Origin of the sequence: Bremerella sp. JC817, from assembly GCF_040718835.1 — a bacterium.
Lineage (GTDB): Bacteria > Planctomycetota > Planctomycetia > Pirellulales > Pirellulaceae > Bremerella.
Genome location: NZ_JBFEFG010000240.1, coordinates 12721 through 37627, shown reverse-complemented (window position 1 = coordinate 37627; position 24907 = coordinate 12721). Strand labels below are relative to the sequence as shown.

General features: G+C 56.3%; 21 protein-coding genes. 10 read left to right on the top strand and 11 right to left on the bottom strand.

Features of this window, described 5'->3' with window-relative positions:
* Positions 1-22: 22 nt before the first annotated feature.
* Positions 23-349 carry a tetratricopeptide repeat protein gene (locus tag AB1L30_RS01755; protein WP_367011602.1) on the bottom strand — a complete coding sequence of 109 codons (327 nt, stop codon included), beginning with the start codon at positions 347-349 and terminating at the stop codon, positions 23-25.
* Between the two features lie 166 nt (positions 350-515).
* On the opposite strand from AB1L30_RS01755, the gene AB1L30_RS01750 reads away from it, so the two are divergent.
* Positions 516-2762: a hypothetical protein gene (locus AB1L30_RS01750; protein WP_367011601.1), complete on the top strand. Its 2247-nt coding sequence runs from the start codon at positions 516-518 to the stop codon at positions 2760-2762.
* A gap of 252 nt (positions 2763-3014) precedes the next feature.
* Positions 3015-3866: a hypothetical protein gene (locus tag AB1L30_RS01745; protein WP_367011600.1), complete on the top strand. Its 852-nt coding sequence runs from the start codon at positions 3015-3017 to the stop codon at positions 3864-3866.
* Positions 3867-3890: 24 nt separating this feature from the next.
* Here the strand turns inward: AB1L30_RS01745 and AB1L30_RS01740 are convergent, their stop codons facing one another.
* The 3 genes from AB1L30_RS01740 to AB1L30_RS01730 form a co-directional block, all read right to left on the bottom strand.
* The gene (locus AB1L30_RS01740; RefSeq protein ID WP_367011599.1) at positions 3891-4865 is read right to left on the bottom strand and encodes an SMP-30/gluconolactonase/LRE family protein; all 975 of its coding nucleotides are present in this window, start codon (positions 4863-4865) and stop codon (positions 3891-3893) included.
* Positions 4866-4944: 79 nt separating this feature from the next.
* Positions 4945-6129, bottom strand: coding sequence for an HRDC domain-containing protein (locus AB1L30_RS01735; RefSeq protein ID WP_367011598.1), 1185 nt, complete (start codon positions 6127-6129; stop codon positions 4945-4947).
* A gap of 144 nt (positions 6130-6273) precedes the next feature.
* A complete protein-coding gene (locus AB1L30_RS01730; protein ID WP_367011597.1) occupies positions 6274-7851 on the bottom strand; it encodes a sodium:proton antiporter in 1578 nt (525 codons plus the stop codon).
* 339 nt (positions 7852-8190) lie between these two features.
* Between AB1L30_RS01730 and AB1L30_RS01725 the strand changes: the two genes are divergently transcribed.
* The 3 genes from AB1L30_RS01725 to AB1L30_RS01715 all read left to right on the top strand — a co-directional run bounded on the left by AB1L30_RS01725 (position 8191) and on the right by AB1L30_RS01715 (position 9701).
* The gene (locus AB1L30_RS01725) at positions 8191-8898 is read left to right on the top strand and encodes a (5-formylfuran-3-yl)methyl phosphate synthase (RefSeq protein WP_367011596.1); all 708 of its coding nucleotides are present in this window, start codon (positions 8191-8193) and stop codon (positions 8896-8898) included.
* A 182-nt stretch (positions 8899-9080) separates the two neighbouring features.
* Positions 9081-9290: a hypothetical protein gene (locus AB1L30_RS01720; protein WP_345085626.1), complete on the top strand. Its 210-nt coding sequence runs from the start codon at positions 9081-9083 to the stop codon at positions 9288-9290.
* Positions 9291-9392: 102 nt separating this feature from the next.
* The gene (locus AB1L30_RS01715) at positions 9393-9701 is read left to right on the top strand and encodes a polyhydroxyalkanoic acid system family protein (RefSeq protein WP_345085628.1); all 309 of its coding nucleotides are present in this window, start codon (positions 9393-9395) and stop codon (positions 9699-9701) included.
* Positions 9702-9720: 19 nt separating this feature from the next.
* On the opposite strand, the gene AB1L30_RS01710 is transcribed toward AB1L30_RS01715, so the two are convergent.
* The 6 genes from AB1L30_RS01710 to AB1L30_RS01685 form a co-directional block, all read right to left on the bottom strand.
* Positions 9721-11253, bottom strand: coding sequence for an AarF/ABC1/UbiB kinase family protein (locus tag AB1L30_RS01710; protein WP_367011595.1), 1533 nt, complete (start codon positions 11251-11253; stop codon positions 9721-9723).
* A 133-nt stretch (positions 11254-11386) separates the two neighbouring features.
* Positions 11387-11992 (bottom strand): chemotaxis protein, encoded by a 606-nt coding sequence (locus AB1L30_RS01705; RefSeq protein WP_367011594.1) that lies wholly within the window; start codon positions 11990-11992, stop codon positions 11387-11389.
* A gap of 11 nt (positions 11993-12003) precedes the next feature.
* Entirely contained in the window at positions 12004-15114 is a 3111-nt protein-coding gene (locus AB1L30_RS01700) for a chemotaxis protein CheA (RefSeq protein WP_367011593.1), read from the bottom strand.
* A 50-nt stretch (positions 15115-15164) separates the two neighbouring features.
* Positions 15165-15992: a protein-glutamate O-methyltransferase CheR gene (locus AB1L30_RS01695; RefSeq protein ID WP_367011592.1), complete on the bottom strand. Its 828-nt coding sequence runs from the start codon at positions 15990-15992 to the stop codon at positions 15165-15167.
* A gap of 102 nt (positions 15993-16094) precedes the next feature.
* The gene (locus tag AB1L30_RS01690; protein ID WP_367011591.1) at positions 16095-17816 is read right to left on the bottom strand and encodes a methyl-accepting chemotaxis protein; all 1722 of its coding nucleotides are present in this window, start codon (positions 17814-17816) and stop codon (positions 16095-16097) included.
* 148 nt (positions 17817-17964) lie between these two features.
* Positions 17965-18489 carry a chemotaxis protein CheW gene (locus tag AB1L30_RS01685; RefSeq protein ID WP_367011590.1) on the bottom strand — a complete coding sequence of 175 codons (525 nt, stop codon included), beginning with the start codon at positions 18487-18489 and terminating at the stop codon, positions 17965-17967.
* Between the two features lie 531 nt (positions 18490-19020).
* On the opposite strand from AB1L30_RS01685, the gene AB1L30_RS01680 reads away from it, so the two are divergent.
* Complete coding sequence (locus AB1L30_RS01680) at positions 19021-19383, top strand: response regulator (RefSeq protein ID WP_345085646.1); 363 nt, start codon at positions 19021-19023, stop codon at positions 19381-19383.
* A 110-nt stretch (positions 19384-19493) separates the two neighbouring features.
* Here AB1L30_RS01680 and AB1L30_RS01675 read toward each other — a convergent pair whose 3' ends face one another.
* The gene (locus AB1L30_RS01675) at positions 19494-20498 is read right to left on the bottom strand and encodes a hypothetical protein (protein ID WP_367011589.1); all 1005 of its coding nucleotides are present in this window, start codon (positions 20496-20498) and stop codon (positions 19494-19496) included.
* A 254-nt stretch (positions 20499-20752) separates the two neighbouring features.
* Between AB1L30_RS01675 and AB1L30_RS01670 the strand changes: the two genes are divergently transcribed.
* From AB1L30_RS01670 to AB1L30_RS01655, 4 genes are all read left to right on the top strand, one after another.
* Positions 20753-21415 (top strand): tetratricopeptide repeat protein, encoded by a 663-nt coding sequence (locus AB1L30_RS01670; RefSeq protein WP_367011588.1) that lies wholly within the window; start codon positions 20753-20755, stop codon positions 21413-21415.
* Between the two features lie 119 nt (positions 21416-21534).
* Positions 21535-23115 (top strand): glycerol-3-phosphate dehydrogenase/oxidase, encoded by a 1581-nt coding sequence (locus AB1L30_RS01665; RefSeq protein ID WP_367011587.1) that lies wholly within the window; start codon positions 21535-21537, stop codon positions 23113-23115.
* Between the two features lie 21 nt (positions 23116-23136).
* On the top strand, positions 23137-24630 hold the full coding sequence (gene glpK / locus AB1L30_RS01660) for a glycerol kinase GlpK (protein WP_367011586.1): 1494 nt from the start codon (positions 23137-23139) through the stop codon (positions 24628-24630).
* Complete coding sequence (locus AB1L30_RS01655) at positions 24630-24848, top strand: hypothetical protein (RefSeq protein WP_367011585.1); 219 nt, start codon at positions 24630-24632, stop codon at positions 24846-24848. Before glpK ends, AB1L30_RS01655 begins: the two co-directional genes overlap by 1 nt.
* Positions 24849-24907 lie beyond the last annotated feature (59 nt).

Below are 24907 nucleotides of genomic sequence, written 5' to 3'. Positions count from 1 at the left end.
GGTTTACCACCTGGGCGTGGAGTTACTCGCCGAAACTCCCCAGCGATGCCAGCAATTCCCCCATTTCTCCGGCGGCATGGGCATCTCCTTGCTGGCGAGCAATTTCGATCCCTTCGCGGAGGACAGTTCGGGACTCTTCAATTTCATCCATTTCGGCCAGCATTTGCCCGCACATAAACCAGGCCGCCACGTAGGGCGGATTGCCACGCATCAGCTTCTCGAACTCGGCTCGAGCCTCGGGATAACTGGCTTCTTTGCGGAGTTCCATCGCCAGCCCATACCTCAAAAAGGTGTCATTTGGGTCCGATTCCAACAGGCTGACGATCTGTTCTTTGCGTGAAGTGGTCACGAAGTTGTTGCTTTCAATGGAGTTACATCAAACCGGAATATCCGGAAAAGGGTGCCCAAACCATCCATTTTCCAAAATCCGAACAATTCCCTAAACCGGTAATCTCTGAATAACCGATACCGAGAGTGGAATCCAAATATTGTTTTGACGGACGACAGGAAATTCAATGATGCATCGTAGCGCAATTCTGGGAACCGCGGGACTGATTGTCCTGGCTGCCCTTGGCCACGTTGTCATTTCAGGTTTGATGCCCCAGCGGGAAGTTGCCGCCGAAGGCAAGCAATCTGCCGTACACGACATGTCGTCCCCGGCGCCAAGTCGCTTCAGCGCTCCCGATAGCTCGGTACCGCTGCAACCGATGCCGGCCAGGATCGATTCCGCCACGGGCGATTGGCCCGAAACGGAAACGATTCTAACCTCTGGCGAGTCGGGCACACGTCAATCGAGCCGTCGTCGCTACGGCCAGCTGACCAGTCCCGCTCTGGAACCAGTGCCATCCAGCCCCAGTCCCGCCCCAGCAGGGCTTCCTTCATCGCTGGATGAAGCACTACGTCGCCTCCGCACCAATCCACCAGCCGCCGCTCCGGAAGAAGCATCTCAGCAATCTCCGGAATTGGAAGCTCCTCATTCGCAACCACCAGCGATGCCGAATCAGCCCACCAACTCGGCTGCCGCGGCTCCGTTTCGTTATCTGCCAGCATCGACCACGCCGTCCGCCAACGGCGCTGCTTCGATCGGTTCCGGCCCGACGTCAGGTGAAGCTGGCAGGCCTCAGCCTTGGCCATCGACCGAACCAGCTGCTCCGGCACGCACGGCAATGCCACAACGCTCGCCAGCAACGACCAGCGTAGAAGCAACGCTACCAACTGCCCCCAGTGGACCAGTTTCGGCGAACAGCTTGTTTGCGGTCAACAACCCAGCCGTGGCCATCGAAACCACCGGTCCGAAAACCATGGTGCTGGGCAAACCAACCAACTATCGCATCTACGCTCGCAACTTGGGCAAGGACGATGCCCGCCAGTTAACCATTCATGTTCCCCTGCCGCAAGGGATTCAGTTGCAAGATCTGCGAGGCACCTTGGGTTCGCCTCGACAAATTGCCACGCAAAGTGGTGGCCAGGCAGTCGAATGGGACATCCCGGTTTTGCTGGGTCGTAATGAAGGCTACCTCGAACTGACCCTGATCGCGACGCAGACGCGGCCGTTTGAACTGGGTCTAGAAGTAGCCTTCGCTCCATTGCAGATGAAGTCGCAACTCTCGGTTCTGGAACCGAAGCTGGAAATGGTGATCGAAGGCCCGAACGACATTCTGTTTGGCGACTCGCAGATCTTCAAAGTCATCGCTCGCAACGCGGGTAGTGGCCCAGCCGACAACGTTTCGATCACGATCATGCCGATCAAGAAGGGACAGAATCCAACGGTTATCGATTCAATTGGCACCATTGGTCCTGGCGATCAGAAAGTTCTGGAACTGGAACTGACCGCCAAGCAGGCCGGCACTTTGTCGCTGCGAGCCGAAACGGCTGCCGAGAACGGGCTCTTTGCTCAGGCTCAGCATGACGTCCTGGTCCGTCGGGCCGAATTGGCTGTCAATGCTCAGGGCCCAGCCATCAAGTATGCCGCCACCACGGCCAGCTATGCTGTGATCGTCGCCAACGCCGGTAATGCTCCGGCAAGTGCCGTTCAGGTGGAAGCTCGACTGCCAGAAGGCTCGAAGTTCCTGTCGGCATCGCACGGTGGTGAATACGACGAAGCCGCCGGCAAGGTTGTCTGGAGCATGCCAACCCTCGAACCGAATTCCGAGAAGGCACTGCAGATCATCGCGACGCTGATGACCGAAGGAAACAACGTCCTGCAGGTTGCTGCCAACGCCGACCAGGGCCTCAACAGCCAGCATGAAATGGTGACCCGCGTCGAGTCAGTCGCCGACTTGAAACTGGCCGTCAACGATCCAACCGGTCCGATCCCAGTCGGACAGGAAGTGGAATACGAATTCCGCCTGAACAACCGCGGTACCAAAGAAGCCCGCGGTGTGATGATGACGATCAGCTTCGGCAACAGCATCGAACCGATCGCCATCGAAGGCGGGAAGGGGACCATCCAGGGCGACGTCGTTCAGATGAGCCCAGTCGCATCGGTCAACGCCGGCCAGGAATTAATCGTGAAAGTGAAAGCTCGCGGCCGTAGCGAAGGCAACCATACCTTCCGTGCGGAAGTTCGCTGCGAAGATCCAACGACCCGGTTGGCCATCGAAGAATCGACCCACTTCTATGGTGCGGTTATTCAAACGGCCTCGCCGCAGATGCCAGCCCAATCGCAACGCTTCCAGCCGCCAACTGGTGGCCCGGCCAATCCGCCGGCCAGCCCCAGCCCAGCACCGCTGAGCCCAACCCCGTTCAGCCGCTACCAATAAGCTTTGCTTAGCGAACCTGGCGAGATCCAACCAAGGCCAGGCCCCTCGAACCAATCGAGCGGCCTGGCCTTTTTTCGTGCGCAATCATCCCAATCGGCAAGCAGCGGAACGAATGATTGACGACCGCTGAAATCGGAACGATATTTGTAGCGTCGCGGCGACGCGGCAAACGGCTGGTTGGCTCGCTTGTGACGCGGGCCCTCTGGCTGCAGCCAAGGCAAGGCGTGACCGGCGTCGGGCTTGGCGTCGCTGATGTTCCCTCCTGGACGCTTCGGTCCGTCCGGCAACGTAGCGTTGTCCCATGGTATGCGAGAACTAATGTACGCCTTGCCAACCATTGTCATTGTGGCCATCCTCTTCGCGACCATGGCGGCAATCGTCGAGATCGGCTATCGCTGCGGCCGCAAGTACGAGTCGGCTGTTTCGGAAGCAACTCGCGGCCACGTCTCTTCGATCCAAGGCGCGATGCTGGGGATCCTTGGCTTGCTGCTGGGGTTCACCTTCTCGTTATCGCTCCAGCGTTACGATAACCGTAGCGTGGCAGTCGTAAAAGAATCGAACGCGATCGGCACTGCTTACCTTCGCACCGAGCTTCTGCCAGACGATATCCGCGATTCGGCCCGAGCCAATATCCAGAACTACCTCGATCTACGCATCGAGGAAAGCACTGTCGACCTCTCGCACGGCGATGTCCGGAAGAAACTAACCAAAGATACCGCCGACGCGTTCGAGGCGACGTGGAAGCAGGCCACCGATGCGGCTAAGGCGAATCCGAATCCAGTGCTGACGGGGCTCTATGTTCAGTCGCTGAACGATGTCGCCGACTCGTTTGGCGAACGAGACGCGGCGCTCGGTCGGCATGTTCCTGAGTTGGTCTTGATCCTGCTGTACATGACGTTTTTGATGACCGGGCTGGTCGTCGGATTCTCGGCCGGCCTATCGGGCACGCGAGCCTCGATCGCCATCTATGTACTGACCCTGTTGATCGTGCTGCTGGTGTTCATTATCGTCGACCTCGATCGACCACGTCGCGGCATTATTGAAGTCGATCAGCAGCCGATGCTCGACCTGCAACGATGGATGCATACCAATCCGCTTGACTAGACCGATCCAAGAGAAAGCAGGCCGTTACGGAGCGTGGCGGCCGATCAGCGGGCGAAGATCATATCGATAGATTGCTTCTTTGCTGGGGATCGACATCAGCAAGGCGTCTTGCCACAACGTCAGGCCGAACACGCGATCGCTGCCGCATGGGATCAGTTCCAACAACTTGCCGCTGGTAGTATCGATCACGGCAATCTCGCCTCGATCCCACAAGGCGACATACAACCAACCACGTCGGTCCAGCGTTACGTGCCCAAGACGACCGATCTCTTTGGCGTTGTCGACATCAAGCATCACGGTCAGAAAGTAGGTGGCGACCTTCTCGGCCGGGGCATCGTCTTTCAGCTGGAAGACCGCGATACGGGCCTGAGCCGACTCGGCCACGAGCAGCGACTTGCCATCCGACGAAAGCACCATGCCGGTTGGCAGATGCAAACTATCCGCCAGTAGCTGAGGACGATTGGTGGCGACATCAAAGCGGTATAGTGCGCCGTTGGCACCATCTCCGGAAGAACGCTCCGGTTCGGTGAAATAAATGTTTCCGCCGGGCCCAACGTCGACCGCGAATAACGAATCGAAACGGCGACCCTGATATCGATCGGCCAGGATGCCGACCATCTTGGTTTCGGGATTCCAACGCAATAGCCGGCCATGCTCCGCATCGAGCGTCAACACACGCTGGTCGTCGTCGATCGCCAGTCCGACGAGAGGGAAGGGCTCTTCCTGATCGGCATTCGCTTTAGGAGCATCCCACAGAACAAGAGCGCCGAGTTCGGTACTGATCTTTCCGACCGAACCGAGATGGCGATAGTTGGTCACCAGGACGTTGCCATTGCCATCGCAGCACATTGCACTGTGCCCGGCCAGCCCGGTGGCAAACAGTTGCAGTGGCGGCTGGCTGGTCTCGACGGCTTCGTCCGCGGCAAACGCCACAGAAGCAAGGCAGCATCCAAGGAGAATTGCCAGGGCCGGGAAACGCACTAATCGAAATACAGACATTGGCTCAGGAAGATCGTCGGGGGCAAGTCACGACAATCCTTGTCCTTCACAGTCCAGCCCTGGAAATGATACGGCTTCTCTATTCAGCCTGATTGGAGTGCTGCTCGAATGCCAGGGGTTCGTCGGCCCGAGGGTCCCCGATTTTGACAACCAGGGTCCCATCCAGCAGGTCTTCAATGGTGCGACCGATAACTTCGGCACGCCACCCCTTCGCCAGGGGAGGTAGCTCACCCGCTCCATCTAAATGATAGGCCACCAAATCGCGCACATCTTGAATGGTACATGCAAGACTTGGAGCAATCCGGGCTTCGCGGCAGATACTGCCCAGGGCGGCGCTGAGAAATTGCCCCAGAACGGTGTACTGCGAACTAGCCGTGCCACGATGATTCACAGGGCATTGATCGTCAGGCAGTTCGATCGCCCGGCGAACGCAGTCGGCGAGATCTTCAATGTAGGGGTCGAGGTCGCGACGATTCATGCCGCGCAGGGCTTTGATTTGCGAAACTTTGGCCGACTTGCGCTTTGCCAGTTCGACCATCAGGTCGTCGCGAAGGATGCGGCGAGGAGGCACGTTCTGCGACTTGGCGTGATGATCTCGCCAGGTCCAGATCTCGCGGACGATCGCCAGAGCGCGACGATTCAAGTTGCCGATGCCGGAAACGCTCCGCCAGCCAGGCCGGGTCGAATAGTCTTGCCAGGCATTCTGGAAGCGGTCCATTTCGTCGGTCATCCACGACATGCGGCCGAGGCTTTCGAGCTGCTCGACCAACTGCCGGTAGATTTGATCGAGGAAGATTACGTCGTTCAGCGCATATTCGATCTGCTGCTTCGAGAGCGGTCGACCACGCCAGTTGGTGCGAGTTTCGCCCTTGGGCAAGTGTTCGCCAAGAAGTCGGGTCAGCAGATTGCTGAGCGAAACAGGGAACTCCATGCCAATCAATCCGGCGGCAACCTGGGTATCGAATAGCCGTGTCGGCCATTTGCCCGTTGCGCGGAAACAGAACAGAAACTCTTCGCGGGCCGCGTGGGCCACGACGGTTACCTGGTCGCTGGTGATCAGATCCCAGAACGGGGTCAGATCGATCGTCCCTTTCGGGTCGATCACAGCAAGACCAGAGCGGCTCGCCACTTGGATCAGGCACAAATCGGGCAGATACACATCTTCCGAGATGAACTCGGTATCGAAGAAGATGTGCTCGTCCGAAGCCAACGTTTGGCAAAGAGCTTGTAAGTCACGGTCGTGACGGACGTAGGTGTAGTCCACCGTCGGTATCGCTTCTCATCCGTGGAAAGTCATCGAAACTACGCGGTCCGGTCCTCGCAGCTACCGTTCATAGTATCGGATAATCTTCCCCACGCCGCAAAGGGTGAACTTTCCCAATGCGGCGTTTTCTGCCAGTCGGCGTTTTTACATCAGGAAGACCAGCGAGACGATTGCCAGGATCGGCAACAGAATCGGGATGCTGAAAAACAGGATGTAGCCGAAGAAGCTTGGCATTTTCACGCCACCTTCTTCTGCGATTGCCCGGACCATGAAGTTTGGACCGTTGCCGATATAGGTCATAGCCCCCATGAACACGGCCCCCAAGCTGATCGCGACCAGCTCGAAGTGATTCTTGCCGGAAGCATCGGCCAAAGCGGCCTGGATCATGCTGGCATCCATATTCGGGAAGGCGGTCTTGAAGAACACCAGGTAAGTCGGGGCGTTATCGAGCACCGACGACAGACCACCGGTGATCCAGTAGAACTTCATCGGGGTGTCGATCCCCAGGCTTGGGCCTTGTTCGTTCAAGATTTCCAGGGCTGGCTGCATGCAGATAAAGATACCCACAAAAAGGGCCGCCACTTCCACAATCGCGTGGTAATTGAAGCGGTTGGCTTCGCGAATTTCTTTGCTACCGAGCCAGACGCTCAGTCCGACCAGAGCCAACTGCACCACTTCCCGCAGGTAAACAAACGGGTACCAACCGATGCCAGGGAGTGGCTTGGTTGGGTCGAGCAATGCGACCGAGAAGATCACCCCCAAAAGCAGGAGAGCGTTCGGCATCAAGCCGCGAATCTGCAACGGAGTCGTTCGGAATTCGTCCTGTAGAACGTTTTCCTTCGATTCTTTCGGGTAGTAATAGAACTTGTCGAGCAGCAGGTAAACGACCAGCAACAGGAAGTTGGTCAACAACCAAGGCTTCCACAGTGCCGTCATCGTCCACAAGAAGTCGACCCCCTGGAGATAACCCAGGAAGAGTGGTGGATCGCCGATCGGCAGCAAACAGCCACCACAGTTACACACCACGAAGATAAAGAACACGACCGTGTGTTGACGGTAGCGACGTTCTTTGTTGGTTTCAAGCAAAGGACGAATCAGAAGCATCGCCGCACCGGTCGTACCGATAAAGCTGGCTAGCAAACCACCCACCATCATAAACACGGCGTTGGTCGAAGGATGGGCTTTCAAGTCGCCTGAGATTCGGATACCGCCCGAGATCACATAGAGTGAAAAAAGCAGCACGATGAACGGAATGTACTCGCCCAGGATGGCGTGATCGATCCGATGCCAGACAGCCGACAGGCTCGCCTCTTCATAGATCGTCATGTAATAGAACAAGGTGATACCGGCGAGAACCACCGCCACAATTAAGCGATTAGTGTTGCTTTCCCACCAATGCTCGGTTGCCTTGAGCAGCGGGAAGACCGCGATCGCCCCGAGAAGCATCACAAACGGGGCCACAGCCCAAACATGTGGCAAAGCATGATGTGTTCCATGCCCACCGCCATGTTCGGCAACGGCATGTTCGCCATGCTCATCATGGTGTTCTTCAGCATGGGCCCCCTCGTCGTGGGCAGCCGCTGCTGCTTCCGGCGCGGCGATCGCTTTGGGCGAAGCTGTCCACCCAAGGGCCGAGGCCACCACGTAAGCCACCAAGATAACAACGATGCCGATCAGCAAAGGTTTGTCCGAACCTGAGCCGCCTGAATGATGATCGCTCACCGCCGGGTGTCCTCCGAGAATCCCTGGAATGTCGTCAGTAGATTGAATTTCAGCCTGCCCCATTTTGCACCTATTTGCATGGCTCAGAGGGATGCTCTGGCCTCGCAATCCTGTTGACCAAACGTGCGAAATCGCCGTTAAACGACGGGAATGGTACGAGTGCCAAACGGTAGGTTATGCTGAAGGGATTTAGGCTATCAGAGCCAAGTTTTCGTGCCAAGGTGGCACGGCCGCGGGAACCCGGTGTCAATCGAAACGAATGTGCCGGTCCTTCGTGTGTACTATCGAACCCATTTCTTTACGTTTTCGCGAGTTGCGTCGCTGCCGAAGAAGCCTGTCATGCAATTGCTGGTAAGTGTCAGAAACGAGAAAGAAGCGACTATCGCGGCTCTAAATGGGGTCGATCGCATCGATTTGAAAGAACCAAATCAAGGCTCTTTAGGCGCGACGACCAGTGAGATCTGGCATCAGGTCGTCGATCGATGGCACCAAGACTTCCCCATTAGTGTCGCGTTGGGCGAACTGCATGAAGCGATTGGCAGCGATGCCGTGCCAGTCAGAGCGAATAGCGTAAAAGTTGGCCTTTCGCACTGCCGCACGCGCGACGGGTGGCATCAAGAGCTTCGCCAGGTGTACGAACGCATGCCGGAATCGATCACGCGTGTGATGGTGTTTTATGCCGACGAGCAACTCGCCGAGTCGCCTGACTTTGTCACGCTGCTGCGACTGTCGCAACAACTGCGCTGCGGAATTTTTTTGGTTGACACATTCGATAAATCGGCCGGCAATGTGTTCGACCATCTGTCCATGACACGGCTGATCGAAATGCGAAAACAAGTCGCCGATGTCGACATTTCCTTTGCCCTCGCCGGTTCGCTTCGAACAACGGATTTACAACTAGTGGCGAGAATCAATCCAGACATCGTGGCTGTACGGGGTGCCGTTTGTCATGGTGAACGGTCTGGCGAGGTCTGTGCCGGCGCGATCCAAAGCTTTCAAGCATCTCTACGCCAACAGTCGATCTGCATTAGTACGCAGACGAATTGAGATCGATACCAACGACTCGTCCAGTTCCGCCGAACGACGATCCTCGATTTCGTTTGACAACTTGCTTGACTTTTGCAAATTGGGCTTCGATACTGGCGGATCGTCTGGTGCGGCTTATCCCGATACTGCCGGACACAATCGACGTTTAGATTGCTCTTGTTGCCTCCCAGGAGAATTCGACCGTGCCAAGTTCCGTACTCGATGCGATTCGCTTAGGTATTTGGGATTACGAACCAGAAAAGGTAGATTCGCAGCGATTTGATCCAACGGGTGCTCTCCCGGGATCGAACGAGAAATTGGACATCTTGGCAAGACGTCTCGCCACGGGCCTTCCACTGTGGCACCCTGAAGATCGTCGCTCTTACGACGACATCGTCCGCATGGAAGACTAGTTTCTTTCGTGGATTGCGGCGGCGGGTTGAAATCTGGGGCCAATCGGCGAAGATTGGCTTAGTGCGATTGCCACCCTAAGTCCTTTCACGAAGAGAGACATCATGCCTGGATTCAAGGTCGAAGTTCCCCATTCCCTCGGTCAAGAAGAAGCCGCGAAGCGGGTTAAGGACTTGCTCGAGCATTTGCGCGGCCGCTTCGAAGGCCAGGTCAAAGATATGCAGCAGACCTGGACCGAGGACGACGTGATGCAGTTCTCGTTCAAGACCGCTGGCTTGACGATCAAAGGGGAAATGGACGTGCAGCCGAGTTCGGTCGTTGTGCATGGCGATCTTCCGTTCGCCGCCATGCTGTTCAAAGGCCGGATCGAAAGTTCGATCAAAGAAGAACTCGTGAAGTGCCTCGCCGGCTAAGCCACGCGGCAGGCCCCAGCTACTCGAGCCATACTTTCACTTCTCGCTGGGTATCGACCAATGCGAAGACGTCGCCAGGCACATAGCCGCGGCGTCGCACGTTGCGGACGATCTCTTTCAGGTCGATTTTCTCCTGTTCGATCCGCTTTAGCGTTTCGGGGTCGAGCAAGGTTTCTAAGCGTTCGATCGCGGAGGCTCCTAAGGCGATGCTGGCCTTCACAATGCCTGCCCGTTTCACTTCGACCTTCAAGTGCCGCGCGAGCGAACTGAAGTCATGAGTTGGCAACTTTGGCACCGCCAGTCGTGCGGCTTGTTGCTGGTAGCGGGTCAGATAAGGCTCGACAGCGCGTCCCCACGCCACTTTCGCCTCGAGTCCGCTTAGGTACTGAATGACGGCCTGAAACGACCGCAGCAAGTAAACCAACTTTGGCGGTCCTGCCATGCGGAAGTTCATCCGGTGGTCGGCCAGCAAGTCGTTCAGTCGCGTGCCAAGTTGCCACTGCTTGACGTCGTAAGGAAACTCGGACTGAAACGGCTCGAATAGCAAGCGGCACATCGCCGGTAAACGTTCCGACATTGGTTCCAACAAATCGAAACGGAACCCCAGCAAAACGAACAAGGGCAGGGGGGCTTCGCTTTGATCGCGCGTGGCTCGAATCAATCGCAGCAGTGCCCACCGCTCGGTGTCCTGCATGCGATAAATGGAACCAAAGTCGTACAGCACGATCTTCGGGCCATCGCTCGTACGAAGAAAACGAATATTGCCTGGGTGCAAATCGGCATGCAGTTGTCCATACTCGAACAGGCAATCAACAAACCAGAATAATAATCGGCGGCCAAGTTCCTGCTTCTCGTCCTGACTCCAGGTCGCTTGCACTTCCTCCCATGTATCGCCATCGACCCAATGCGAAACGAGAATGTTCTCGGTCGACAATTCGGCTTCAACGGCCGGCACGACGATCCAAGGATGTCGGCCTGGTCCTTCAGCGAACGCATGCTGAGCGGCCGCTTCGCGGCGATAGTCGAGTTCTTCTTCGAGTCCGCTGAGGATCGTCTGCCGATAGCCATCCAGATCGAAGTCTCGTGAGAGACTGCCAAATGGACTCGCCAGCCAACCAAGTGATTTCAGGTCGGCCATCACGGCATCGCGAATGCCTGGGTATTGAATCTTAATCGCCAACTTGCGTCCATCTTGCATGGTGGCGGCGTGCACCTGGCCTAGCGACGCTGCTTTCGCGTTGGGATCGATCTCGCGGAACAACTCTTCCGGATCGATTTCCCAGGCCGCCTTCAGCAGCGGACGCATCGTCTCCCAAGGCAGTGGCTCGGTCGATTCGTATAGTTCCGAAAACGAATCAGCCGTGGATGGATTCGCTCGAAAGGCAATCATCTGGCCAACCTTCTGTGGCAGGCCTCGCATTTTCCCGAGTCGCTGGGCAACTATCTTTTGGGCGGCCTCACGCGATTTGTCATCGCGTGACCAACGCAGCTTGAGTGAGTCCTTCGCCAGCTGGGCGTAGTCCCATGTTCGCTTGATTGCTTGAGATGCCATGCCATTCGTCCCGCTTCGTAAATCAGAGCCAGATGGGAAGGCAAACGAAATCGCCCCGATCGATCATCGACGTCTGCCAGGCAGGCGTGTGAATCGCGGGGCGACAATTCCGAATCTACCGATAGTAGTGGCGTTACTGGGCCGACTGCAGGGCTTCGCCCATTTTCGGATTTGGGATGAACAAGATATGCCAGTTCAGCTTCTCTTCCCCTTTGAGGAAAGTGGTCTGGCAGATCAGAACATCGTACGAGCATTGAGCCTGAAGCATCAAAGCCTGCTCGAGAACGCACGGCCCATAGTCCTGCAGGAAGGCAGGGGGCGACGGCACGAACTCGGCCTGAACCAGTCGAGCGATGGCGTTGAAGTAGGCACATCCGAGAATGTTGCCGGTCTCCATCAAGGCCGACTTTTCGGTTTCCGACCATTCGGGATCGGTCGAAACTTCCTGCTTGAACAGCGAAGCCGCCAGGCCGCGGCCATTCTCTTCGTCGAACGTGAGGATCATCGTGCCGCCAGCATCACCATCGATGGTCAGCACGACCATCGTCAGCGGTTCCATGCCAAGGTCGAACTCTTCCGTGATCGATTCGAGCGGGACTTCACGCACGCAATCCAGCGTTAACGAGATCTTGCCGCCGGTCCAAATGCTCATGGCCGACGACGCCTCGTAAGTGGCGGCCGTCAGCACGTCGTGAAGCACGTGCAAATGGGGCGGGTGATTGGTACTGGTTGTATCCATGAAATCATTCCTTAGCAAATGGCTTCTTCCACCTGGCTGCGGACAGCCAGATCGATGACGGCTGCAGGATCGAGGATCAGGGCCACCCGACCGTTCCCCAGCACACATGCCCCTGAGATACCTTCGACGTTCTGGTAGTTCTCAGCCAGCGATTTGACTACAACGTCTTCTTCGCCCAGGATGCCATCGACCACCAAGCCCATCTCGCGACTGTCGTTGCGGATGATGATCATCGTGACATCGTTACTCTGGACCTTGCGAAGCGACGGCTGTCCCCATGAAAACGTATCATGCAATTCGCAGATCGATACCGGACGACCACGAACCAAGGCGGTTCGTTTGCCATGCACGGTCGTAATGTCGTCGCGACGGAAGCATACAATCTCGACAATCGATTCAACCGGAATCGAGAACAGGTCGCCGTCGATCTTGGCCATCAGGCTTGGCAAAATCGCCATGGTGAGTGGCAACTTGATCGTGAAGATCGTTCCTTGGCCCAGTTTGCTATCGACTTCGACGACACCATTGATCGATTCGATTTTGGCGCGGACGATATCCATCCCCATGCCACGACCTGAGATCTCGGTGATCGCTTCGGCCGTGCTGAAGCCTGGTTCCCAGATCAATTGATAGATCTGCTGGTCGGTCATGCGTTCGAGATCGGTGGGGGTCGCCAGGCCTTTCTCGATCGCCTTCTTGGTGATCTTGTCGCGGCTCAAGCCTCGACCATCATCGGTGACCTGAATCACGATGCTGTTTCCGCGATGGAACGCATTCAGCGTGATGACACCGCACTCGGGCTTACCGGCAGCCTTACGCTCGCTTGGGGTTTCAATCCCGTGGTCGGACGAGTTGCGAACCATGTGGATCAGTGGATCACCTAGTTCGTCGATCATTCGCTTATCAAGTTCGGTCTTCTCGCCGAAGATTTCCAGCGTGATTTCCTTACCGTTGGTGCGCGAGATGTCGCGAACCACACGGCGGAAGCGGCCAAACAGCGGGCCGATCGGAACCATGCGGGTATCCATGATCGTCTTCTGGATACCATCGGTCACTCGGTCGAGTTGATGAACGGCATCGAAGAAGCTGGTCAGGCCGGTACGGATCGAATCGATACGCTGCATTTCCTTGCCGATCGAAGCCAGGTTCTGCTGCATCTTGCGGATCTGGCCATGCATATTGGCCAGTTCTTTGTTGGCGATGCCATCTTCCGCTTCTCGCAGCATCTTCTGACACGTCAGATCGATTGCTTCCATCCATTGATGACACTGCTTGTGCGGGATGGCGTTGCGGAGGTTTTCGCCCAACTGGTTGAAGCGTGCCTTGCTGATCACCAACTGACCGGCCAGGTTCATCAACTGATCGAGGCGTTCGATATCGACTCGCAGCGTTTCCGCTGGCTTGGCGTGGGTTTCGACTTGCTTGCTTGCTTCCGCGGAAGGTTTCGCAGTGGCGGCCACAGGTGCCGGAGCAGCCGTGGCGGCTGGCTTCACAACCACCGGAGCAGGCTCAACTTTGGGCGGCGTAACAATCACCGGGGCAGGTTCCGGCGGCAATGCGAGCACGGAAACTTCGATGACCGGTGGTTCGATGCTCACCGGCGTTTCGTCGTTCGCGACCTCTTCCACCATTTCTTCATTGATCAGCGACTGCACCAGTTCTTCGGCCTGGGCAACCGTTTGTTCAACTTGTTGTTCTCCGGTTGGCTGAGCAGCCGATGCAGGCAGGCTGCCACCTTCACGAGGCAGACGATCAAGCTGAACGTTGTTCACGCCTGAGACATTCAAGACGCTGCCTAAAGTGAAATCTGTGGCGGACGTAACCATTCCGATGATTACTTCCGACAGGTCACTCATGCTTTCCAGTTTTTCGCGTGGTGGTGCCGTGAGTAAGAGCACCCCTTGGCGACTCAGCTTTTCGCAAAGTAGTTGGGCTTTCAAGCCAACCAGCGGCGTCGCCGGATTGAGTTCGACCCGAGCCAGGACCAGGGTATCTTCGTCGGACTGATAGTGGGCGTTGGCCAACTCCTGCAATTGGGCTAGATCGATTCCTTCTGACTTATCTTCCTGAACAGCCGCAGCAGGCTCGGCTGCCCCACCATCAGTCGATTCACCGGCAGCTTCCGCGGCGAGCAATTCGCCGGCGAAATTTGCGAAGTCAACGTCGACCGGCTCGCCACTTCGCAAACCTTTGAGATAGGTCCGAAGGGCATCGGCACAGCCGAGCAGGGCGTCGATCAACAGCGGAACGAGAGCTTTGCCTTCATCGCGATGCTGCTGCAACACGTCTTCCATCAAGTGGGCCAGCTTGGCAGGTCGGTTCAAACCGATCGATGCCGCGGACCCTTTGATTCGGTGAGCGGTGCACATCATCGTGCGCACCGACTCTTCCTGCTGGGCACTGTCATTGCCCAGTAACAAGTCGACCATTTCATCGAGAGACAGTTCCGTCTCGTCCAGGAAGATGGCCAGGTACTTGGCAGGTACCTCCGATTCATCATGAACATCAGCGAACATTTCGCGACAGTCGACTTGAACCGGAGAGGAGGCGGGCGCACGGTTCGATTCAGCAGGTTCCATAATCGGCTCACTTACGCTGGATTGGCTCGGCTGGGTGGATGACGAATTGGGCACATCACTGAAAGCTGACTCGACGTCGCCTTGGGCTCCTTGCCTCTTTAGAACGCCGCCAGCTTCTAAGATCTCGGTGATGGCGTTTAGCTGCTTATCGCAGTCTAAATCGTCATTTTGATAGTCACGCAGATGGTCGATGATTTCGCTGAGGCGATCCACAGCGACGTAGACCACCTTTACGGCTTCATGATCGATATGCAGCTGGCCTCGACGAGCCGCATCAAAGACATTTTCGATGTTGTGCGTCAGTTCGTTGATCCGCGGCAGCCCGAGCATGGCCGAGAGGCCTTTGATGCTGTGGGCCGAGCGAAACATGTCGTTCAGCAACGCCTCGTCGATGGGAAGGTCGCGTGTCTCTTCATTGCGAGTCCACTCTTCCAGCTCCATCAGACGCTCGTTGATTCGCTCGATCAGTTGATTAGACTCATCGAGAAAATCCGCCAACAAATCGTCGGAGCAATCGTCGCGGGTCGCACTGTTGTTGTTCATGTTACTGCCCCAGTTTCACTGTGGAGGAAAACGCCTCCATCCCTTGGCAATTAGGTTCGACGGTAAAGCCAAGGATGGATACGTTCAAAGCCGTCCATCAGATCACTGATTCCTTCCGCGGCGCCAGCCACCAGGTAACTACCTGGCTTCATGGCCTTCTGGATGTTGGCAATCACGCGTCGTTTCGAGTCCGCGTTAAAGTAAATCAAGACGTTCTTCAGAAACACCAGGTTGAACGGCCCCTCAGTGACTCGATCCAGCAGGTTGTGCTGGCGGAATCGCGTCATTGCTCGCAACTTTGAGTTTGGCTCCCAGATATGCGCTCCGCCCATTTGGTTGAAGTGCTTCTGCTTCAGGTCGGCCGGTACCAAACGCATGGAACGTTCGCCGAACTTGGCCTGTTGAGCCTCTTGAACCGCACCGATGCCGATGTCGGTCCCCAGGATTTCGACTTTCCACGCCGCTGGGTTCCGCAGCCCTTCGGCCACGCAACAAGCGATCGTGTAAGCTTCGTCGCCGGTGCTGCACGCGGCCGACCAGACTTTCAACGAACCATTCCCGTCCTTCTGCAACTGTGGCAGAAACTCTCCACGAAGCCATTTCCAATTCGACTCATCGCGGAAGAGATAGGTCTCGTGTGTCGTAACTTCCTGCAGAAAACCGTCCCATTCCGGGTGCGACGTCGGCAGCTTGCTCAAAAACTTAAAGTACTGCTCGAAGTCGGCGATGCCAGTTTCTTTCAGACGACGACGAATCCGGTTCGAAAGCAATTGCTTCTTAGCCGGCGAGATTTCAATCCCTGCCACTTCGTAAATCATCTTGGCGTAGCGCCGCATTTGATCGTCAGTAACTTGCGATGTTGCGGAGAATGCGGTCATTCCTGCCTTCCTTTTCCTGTCGGTCTTTCCTGAGATATGCGAGTAACACGTCGTCCCGTGCCACCAGGCAAGGGACGACCGTAGATAACTTGTTGTTCCGATTTAGATGCGGAACCGGCTGACCAGTTCGCGAAGCATGGTCGCCTGGGCTCCCAGTTCTTCGCTGCTGGATGCCATCTCTTCGGCCGCGGCAGCCGACTGTTCGGTGACACCAGAGACCTGCTGAATGGCACCAGCGACTTCGTTGGCGTTCTGAGCCTGTTCGACTGTCGAGGTCGCGATCTCCGAGATCTTGTTGGCGGTCGAGCTGACGCCGGCGATGATCTTCTCGAGGGCCGCACCGGTCTGAGCACTAAGCATCGAACCGTCCGAAACTCGCTGCGTCGATTCTTTGATCAACGACGAGATCTCTTTGGCCGCTTCGCTCGAGCGTTCGGCCAGTTTGCGAACTTCGTCAGCGACGACCGCGAACCCCAGACCATGTTCACCGGCACGAGCAGCTTCGATGGCAGCGTTCAAGGCCAACAGGTTGGTCTGGCTGGCGATTTCGGAAATGACCTGGATGATTTCGCTGATCTGCTCCGAAGAGGTCTTGATCAGTTCCATCGCCTCGATCGACTTCTGAACCGCGTTGCCGCCGTCTTGTGCCATACGACTGGTGTCGCCGGCCATGGCGTTGGCTTCGCTGGCGTTGTCTTTGACCGAGTCGATACTGCGAGTCAGTTCTTCAATCGAAGCGCTCATTTCTTCAACCGAGGCACTCTGAGTCTGGGCACCATTGGCCATCGACTGCGAGCTTTCCGCGATCACCGTGGCACCTTCAGCGAACTGCGAACCACTGTCGACCACCTGGCTGATGATGTCACGCAGGTCGGCGATCATTCGATCGATCCCCGCTGCCAGCTGGCCGATTTCGTCGGCACGCTCAATATTGGTACGCTTGGTGAGATCGCCTTCGGCAGCAGCGCTGACGACATCCAAAATGGCGTCGACGTTACGCTTCAGCTCCGCTTGTTCTTCACGTTCGCGAACGGCCCGTGCCTGCTCGGCCTTTTCTGCATTGATGCGTTCCGTAATCAGCGACCAGGCCACCATCGGGCCGGTATAGTTGCCTTGCTTGTCGTAGATGGCGCTGGCCTGCAGGTCGAGGTATTCGCCTTCCAGTTCGATCTGCGTTTTGACCGGCAAGTTGGCCGGATCGGACAACAAGCTACGCTGATGGGCTGGATTCTTGTGGAAGATGTCGTACGTGTTGCCGATGATCTGGTCGACCGGGACTGGCAAGACGTGTTCGATCGAACGCAGCGTCTTTTCTGAAGCTGGATTCATGTAGGTAATAACGCCATCGAGATTCGCCAACAGGATGTTGATCGGAGCATTCTCGACGATGGCGAACTTTTCGGCAGCGGCTTGTTCCAGGGCATGCTTTTCCGTAACCACCTCCCAGGTCACCATGGGACCAAGGTAGTTGCCGTCGTGGTCATAGGTAGCCGAAACGAGCAGATCGGCGAGTTGATCGCCAACGTTGATCAGCGTGCGGACCGGCAGGTTCTTAGGGTTTTCCAAGACGTGCCGCTGCATCGATGGGTCGTTGTGAAAGATGTCGATCTTTTGGCCAACCACTTCCTCGGGCTTGCAAGGAAGGTAAGCAGCCAGGCTTTTCAACGTTGCGAGGCTGGCTGGATTGACGTAGGTGATCGTCAGGTCCTTGTCGGCCATCATAATGTTGACTGGCGAGTTCTCGCTCATCGCGTGTGCTACCGACAGTTCTTTCTGAAGGTTTTGTACGTTAGCTGGATTGCTGGTTGCTTTGGTCGAAGCCATGATCACGTGTCTCGCAAAATTCAAGGAATATTTTATTTGTAGCTGCCCCATCCAATGAATTTCGTCTGCTCCCTGCATTCGTGTCCTGCCAGGCGTGCGTGGCGAGACTTCCCTTAATCAATTGCCGATCCGAGGCTCTTTCCGAACCTTAGCTGGTTCGCGATTCGAGCATTTCCACGTCTGCTTTGCCGAGAATCTTGTCGATGTCGAGCAAGATAAGCAGGCGTTTGTCCAGCTTCACCAGGCCAGTGAGGTATTCACGTCCCAAGCCAGCAACGGTCGGAGGTGGCGAGGAAATCTGGTCTTTCGAGATACGCAGGACTTCGCTGACAGCGTCGACAATGATGCCAACCGTCTTTCCACCAACGTTCATGACCATGATGCGGGTTTCGTCGTTTGCGTCCTGCAGCTGCAGGCCAAAACGGAGCCGCAAGTCCACGATCGGGATGACCGTGTTGCGGAGATTGATCAGCCCCTTGATATAATTCGGAGTTTGAGGAACACGGGTGATCTCGCCCATCAGGATGATTTCCTGAACGCGGGTGATCTCGATCCCATATTCTTCTTTGGCCAGTTGGAAACTGACCAGTTGCATTGAGTTCAGCCCTTCGCGCCGCTGTGATTCGTGGCCCGAACGTTCTTCCTTCTGCAGATCTTCAGTTGTGACGGACAAAGCTCAGTCTCCCGATCAGTGTGCTGGAACGAATATTTCGATCCGATCCGCTGCCCCGAGAAAATCGGGCGGGACGACCTTGTCCCTATGGAGTGCTCCGTCACTTTCGGATTTACGTCTGTGGTCAAAAGGTGCAGCCAGCCAACTGCGTACCTGCGACGTTCACGTATAAAGGTCGGTCTGTGTTAGCGAGAATGTTTGCCCAGGTGTCATTTTTTCTCCAGGTGTTTTCCACATCCTGCGTAACCTAGACGTAACAAACCGAACAATCGCACCACACAAAGGTGCGTTACCGCACCACGCCATCTCAGGGGAAATCGAGCCGGGTGCGGCAGGCCCGCAATTCGGCGTTCGACCTTCTTATTAGCGGTCGGAACGAGCCAGATCTATTTGGCGAAATTTTCAAGCAGCACGTTTGACCGCACCCCGGAACAACCTATCGTTCGGTAGAAATTTTCATTTCCAATCGGCAATCTCAACCGACCAATTCATGGTCGTGAGGGCAGGCTACTAAGAGGAGCTATACGAATCATGGCTGTACGCGTTCTCGTCGCCGACGACTCCAGCACAATGCGAAAAATCATCCTTCGATCCTTGCAAGCGGTTGGTGTGCCGAGTGCAGTCGAAGCAGCAGACGGTGAAGAAGCCGTCAAAATCTTCAAGCCAGGCGAATTCGATCTGGTCCTGACCGACTGGAATATGCCCGGCAAGAGCGGCCTGGAAGTGATTCAGGAAATTCGCAAAATCGACAAAGACGTGAAGATCATGATGGTCACCACGGAAGCGGAAAAATCGCGCGTGATGGAAGCGATCCAGGCCGGTGTTTCCGACTACCTGGTGAAGCCATTCACAGCGGACACGCTTCGCGAAAAGCTGGAAAAGCACGGCTGCTAAGCACGAAGGGCATCCCCACGGGAAACCCTCACGAACTTTGCAATGCGACGAAGTCCATTACTGGTACTTCGTCGCATTTCGCTGTTTCGAAAGGGGGCCAGGCATGGCCACTATTCCTTTTTCGACACAACGATCTTGTCGCCGTCAATCTCGTAGGTGAGTGTCGTGTCGCCGAATACGGCATCGAGCAAAGCCGTCAGATCGGCTTCCTTGACGTTGTAAGAGATTCGCGTCTTCATTTGATCTTCGAGGCCGCTGGGTATTTCAAACTCCATCCCCAGTTGTTGCCGTAGCGAGTTCACGACCAACTGTAGCGGCAACTGCTCGACCTTCATCGTGTACTGTTTCTTGCCGGGCATCACGACCGTGCTGCGGGCCGTGCCTCCCTTCAACAGCTTGGCGACTTGTTCCTGGATCTGCTGAGATCCGGTGACCGCCAACTGGCTCTTGCCATCGGACTCAACCTTCGCGTCGGGGAATAGCTGGCGAATCTTCTCGATCGCCTCGTCATGCTTTCCCGCGAAGCGATAGACGCGGGTCAGCGTCAGCTCTTCTGGGATCGGCACCAGAATCATCTCGACGCCATCGCCTGCTTTCGCCAATCGATACGAAGCGTGATAGCCAGCAAGGACCAGCGTCAAATAGTCGGTCGTTCGCATCGCCGGAAAGTCGGCCGCTGGCCACAGGTCGTTCTTAATCGCTGCGTCGAGATTCGGAATCTTCATGCCTGCTTGCTGGGCCACGGAAGTCACAATCTCCGAAGGCTTCGACAAACGCTCCCAGCTACGTGGCTTGCGATCCAGCAGTTCGAGCGCCGCGGGCAACCCGCAAGCCTTCGCGAACTCGGCTTGCAACTCGGCAACGGTCGGCAATCGTGAAGCGGTTTCTTCCGGCCCAAGATAAATCACGTCGCCGACACGCGACATGCCAATGCCCACGGTCGCTGCGATGCGCTGCAGCCCGAGGCCAAGCTGCTCGTTACTGAAGGTCATTTGAATCGGCTGGTCAGGATCGACGCGTCGATCGAGAAAGATCGCGACGCGATGCGTCCGCGATAGACGTGTTAGTCCATCCCGCAGCGGCACCTGATCCCACGTCAAATCGAAGGTCGACAAGAGCTGTTTATCGAGATCAGCTTCGGTCCGCCAGTCAACCCTTTCTTGCCCCAAAATGGGTCCCGTTAATAGCCAGAAACTGGCTGTCAAGAGTGCAAAAAAAAGGTTCGGAACTTTGTATAGAGAGAGGGTCATCGAGGGTTTGCTCCCGGGTACCTCGTGATTACACTCGGAACTTATTCAATGGATTGACCATAAAGGATTTTCGTACTCAGGACGAGTGGAATGTGCCCCAATTGCTTTAAGATCGAACTGTGAGCGAGAGCCCAGAACGTCAACCTGTCCTGCTTTCCATCTTCCAAAAGTATCTTGCGGAAGAAAACACCGCCTCGTTCATTCATCGGGTCGCTGCAGTCTATACGTGTGGCACTTTGGAACGACTTTCATTGCATGGCTCGCCCGAAGTTCGCCGAGCTGCCGTGATGGCACTGTGTTTTGTAAGCGACTACTCCTCGAACCATACCGTTGGCATGGCCCTGAACGATTCCGATCGTGGGGTTCGCTTGATTGCCGAGAACGGGATCCGCTCGCTATGGATCCGCGCCGGCACGCAAAGCCAACGGCATCGGCTGCGTAAAGTCATGTCGCAAATCCAAGGCAACTCGCTCGAGTGTGCTCTGGAGGAAGCCGATTCTTTGATTGTCGATGCTCCCTGGTATTCGGAAGCGTACAACCAACGAGCCCAGGTCCACTACAAGCGAAAGAACTTCGAGCGGTCGCTGCGAGACAATCACCAGACGCTGGAAATCAATCCGTATCATTTTCCCGCCGCCATTGGCATGGGGCAGTGTTACTTGCGTCAGGGAGAAAATGTCATGGCCCTGGATAGTTTTCGCCGAGCTTTGCGATTGAATCCGAACCTGGAATCGATCCGAACTCAGATCAGCTACCTGGAACGCCAGTTGGAAGAAATGTAGCGGTCACCGGCACCACAACCGCAGGCCAGGGGGCTGTTGGTTGTGGAAAGCTGGCCATAGCGTGCAATAATAGAGAGTCATCTCAACCATTGCACGCCACCATGGCAAGGACCGCGACTATGCCCCCCCAGATTAACCCTGTTCTGATCCTTGGGGCCGGTATCAACGGCGCGGCCCTGGCTCGCGAGCTTCTGCTGAACCACATTCCGGTGGTTTTGGTCGATCACGCCGACATCGCCTCAGGCACAACTAGCTGGTCGACGCGTCTGATTCATGGTGGACTTCGCTATTTAGAGCATGGCGAAACGTCACTCGTTTACGAATCTCTCGCAGAACGGGAACGCTTTCTGCGCAATTCTCCGGAGCACGTCGCGCCTCTCGAACTCATGATTCCGGTGAAATCTCAGTTTGCCGGACTGGTTTCTTCAGCGGCGGGGTTCTTTAACCTGCCAATCTTTCAGTCTGGCAATCCTTCGCGTGGCTCGTGGGCGATTCGCAGCGGGCTGACTATGTACGACTTTCTGGCGGGCAGTCAGCAGCTTGGTAAACACAAACGACTCAGCAGCCAACGCTGGAAACCCATTGGCTTCGATCCGAGCTTTATGGATGTGTTCAGCTATTACGATGGTCAGATCGAATTCCCTGAGTTGTACGTCTCGACGCTGATTCGCGACGCCGAAACGATCGCTCAGCAGAATGGTGTCCGCTTCACGCTTCGTACTTATCGACGCCCGAAACTCAATGGCGAACACTTTGAATTTGAGAACCTGCTCGACTTCGACTCGCCGACCGATCCGATCACACCCTCCGCCCTCGTCAACGCATCGGGGCCCGCAGGAGACGAAACGCTTGAGCAGTTGGGCATTCCTTCCAATCGTTTGTTTGGCGGCACGCGTGGTTCGCATCTGATTTCGCATAAGCCTGTCCTGGTCGAGAAGCTCGGACGAACTGGCATCTATGCCGAAGCCTTCGATGGCCGCCCGGTCTTTATCTTGCCGTGGAATAGCGGAGCGTTAATTGGCACGACCGACCTGCGCCACGATGGCGATCCCGAAGTCGCCACGGCAACGCCAGAAGAAATTGATTACCTGCTTCGCTGTGTGAACTCGGTGCTGCCTGACGTGGAACTGAAGCACGAAGACATCACGCAGCATTACAGTGGCGTGCGACCTTTGCCTTTCGTGCCTGAGGGCTCGACCGCATCGATCCCGCGCGGTCACTGGCTGCACACGCACGAAGGCACACCTTGGCCGTGCTATACGATTGTTGGTGGCAAGCTGACCACCTGTCGTTCGCTGGCAGAGCATTCCGCCGAAACGATCTTGAAACAACTCGGTCAGAAGCAGGTCGCCAATTCACAGGACCGGAAGACCTACGAAGAAGGGGAGAAGCCGAAAATCTCGCCCGGCGGTCGCGCCCGGTTTGTGCTTCAGCACCTGACTGGTGTCGCCCCGGAAGCCGATACGAAAACGGCGGCGGCCGCTTCGATCGAGCAGTTGAACGCCAAGACAATGGCCGACGTGATCGAACGTCGTTTGATGCTGGTCTTCGATCCGACGCTTTCAGTCGCGCATCTGGAAGCAGTGGCAGATGCCTTGATTGAAGCTGGCAAGCTTTCAGCCGATGCCCGGCAAACGACCATCGACCAATACATTCAGCGGATGGACACTCGATTTGGCAAACAGGTTCTTCCTGCCTAACCCCACCTGAAGGACTTTTTCATGGCCCAGTATATTCTTGCCCTCGATCAGGGCACGACTTCCAGTCGCTCGATTCTGTTCGATCGTGACGCCAAAATTGTCTCGACCGCCCAGGAAGAGTTTCGCCAGATCTTGCCGACGCCTGGTAATGTCGAGCACGACCCGAACGACATCTGGACGAGCCAACTGAACACCGTGAAGGGAGCGATCGGCAAGGTCGATCTCGCCCAGATCGCGGCGATCGGGATCACCAACCAGCGCGAAACGACCGTCGTCTGGGACAAACGCACCGGCGAACCAATTCATCATGCGATCGTCTGGCAAAGCCGTGTTTCCAGCTACATCTGCGATCGACTTCGCAGCGAAGGACTGGAAGACACCATCCGTCAGAAAACAGGCCTGGTGCTCGACGCCTACTTCTCGGCGACCAAGCTGATGCATCTGCTCGAAACAGTCGACGGTGCCCGGGAAGCGGCAGAGCAGGGGCATCTGCTGTTCGGTACGATCGACTGCTATCTGGTCTGGAAGCTGACCGGCGGGAAGCGTCACGTCACCGATTTCAGCAATGCTTCGCGCACGATGATGCTGAATTACGAAACGCTTGATTGGGACGACGAGCTTCTGGCTGCCTATCACATTCCCCGCGGCATGCTGCCAGAGATCGTCGATTGCAGTGGCAAGTTCGCCGAGACCGATCCGGCCGTCATCGGCCATGCGATCCCAATTGCCGGCATGGCTGGCGATCAACAGGCGGCTTCGTTCGGGCAGACCTGCTTCGATCAAGGGATGGTGAAAAACACCTACGGAACCGGTGCGTTCGCTTTGATGAACATCGGCAACAAGCCGGTCCTCTCGACAAACAATCTACTGACCACCGTCGGTTGGAAAATCGGCGATCAGGTCAGCTACGCGTTGGAAGGTTCGATCTTCATCGCCGGCGCGGTGGTGCAGTGGCTACGTGATGGCCTGGGTATCATCGAAAGCTCGTGCGAAGTCGAACCGTTGGCCGAGACCGTTTCCGACAATGGTGGTGTTTATTTCGTGCCGGCGTTTGTTGGCTTGGGTGCCCCTTACTGGGATCCAAACGCTCGCGGAACCATCATCGGCATCTCTCGTGGTACGACTGCCGGTCACATTGCCCGGGCAGCCTTGGAAGCGATGGCCTTTCAGACACGCGATTTGATTGAAGCGATGCAGCGCGACTCAGGCGTGCCCCTGCAAGTGCTGCAGGTCGATGGTGGTGCCAGCGTGAACAATTCCTTGATGCAGTTCCAAACCGACTTGCTGGGTACGACCGTTCGCCGACCGAAGATCAGCGAGACGACTGCCTTGGGTGCGGCCTTCCTAGCAGGCCTGGCCGTTGGCTTCTGGGAATCGCAGGACGAACTGCGTAAACTGTGGACCCTCGATCGCGAGTTCACGCCCCAAGGCGACCGCGAATCGATCGACCGCATGTATGCGAAGTGGCTGGAAGCAGTCAAACGAAGTCAGAACTGGGAGGGAGGAGCCCCTTAATGCTGTTGAGCGAATGGATCATGACGATCTTTACCGGGCTGATCGGCATCGGAGGCATGTGGGCCGCGATTTTTGACGTGCCGGCCGTCTTTCAATCGAATAAGATCGGGTTTCTCGATCGTCGCCTGGGGCACTCCGCGACGCGGCTTGTCGTTGGCATCGCTGGATTCTTGATCGTGCTGCTGGCGATTAGCTTCGTCTTGATTCCACCGCGTTAGCGCAGCGATTGGGAAGAAAGCCAAACTTTCTTGAGCTTCCCGCGAAGATCGCCCCCCGA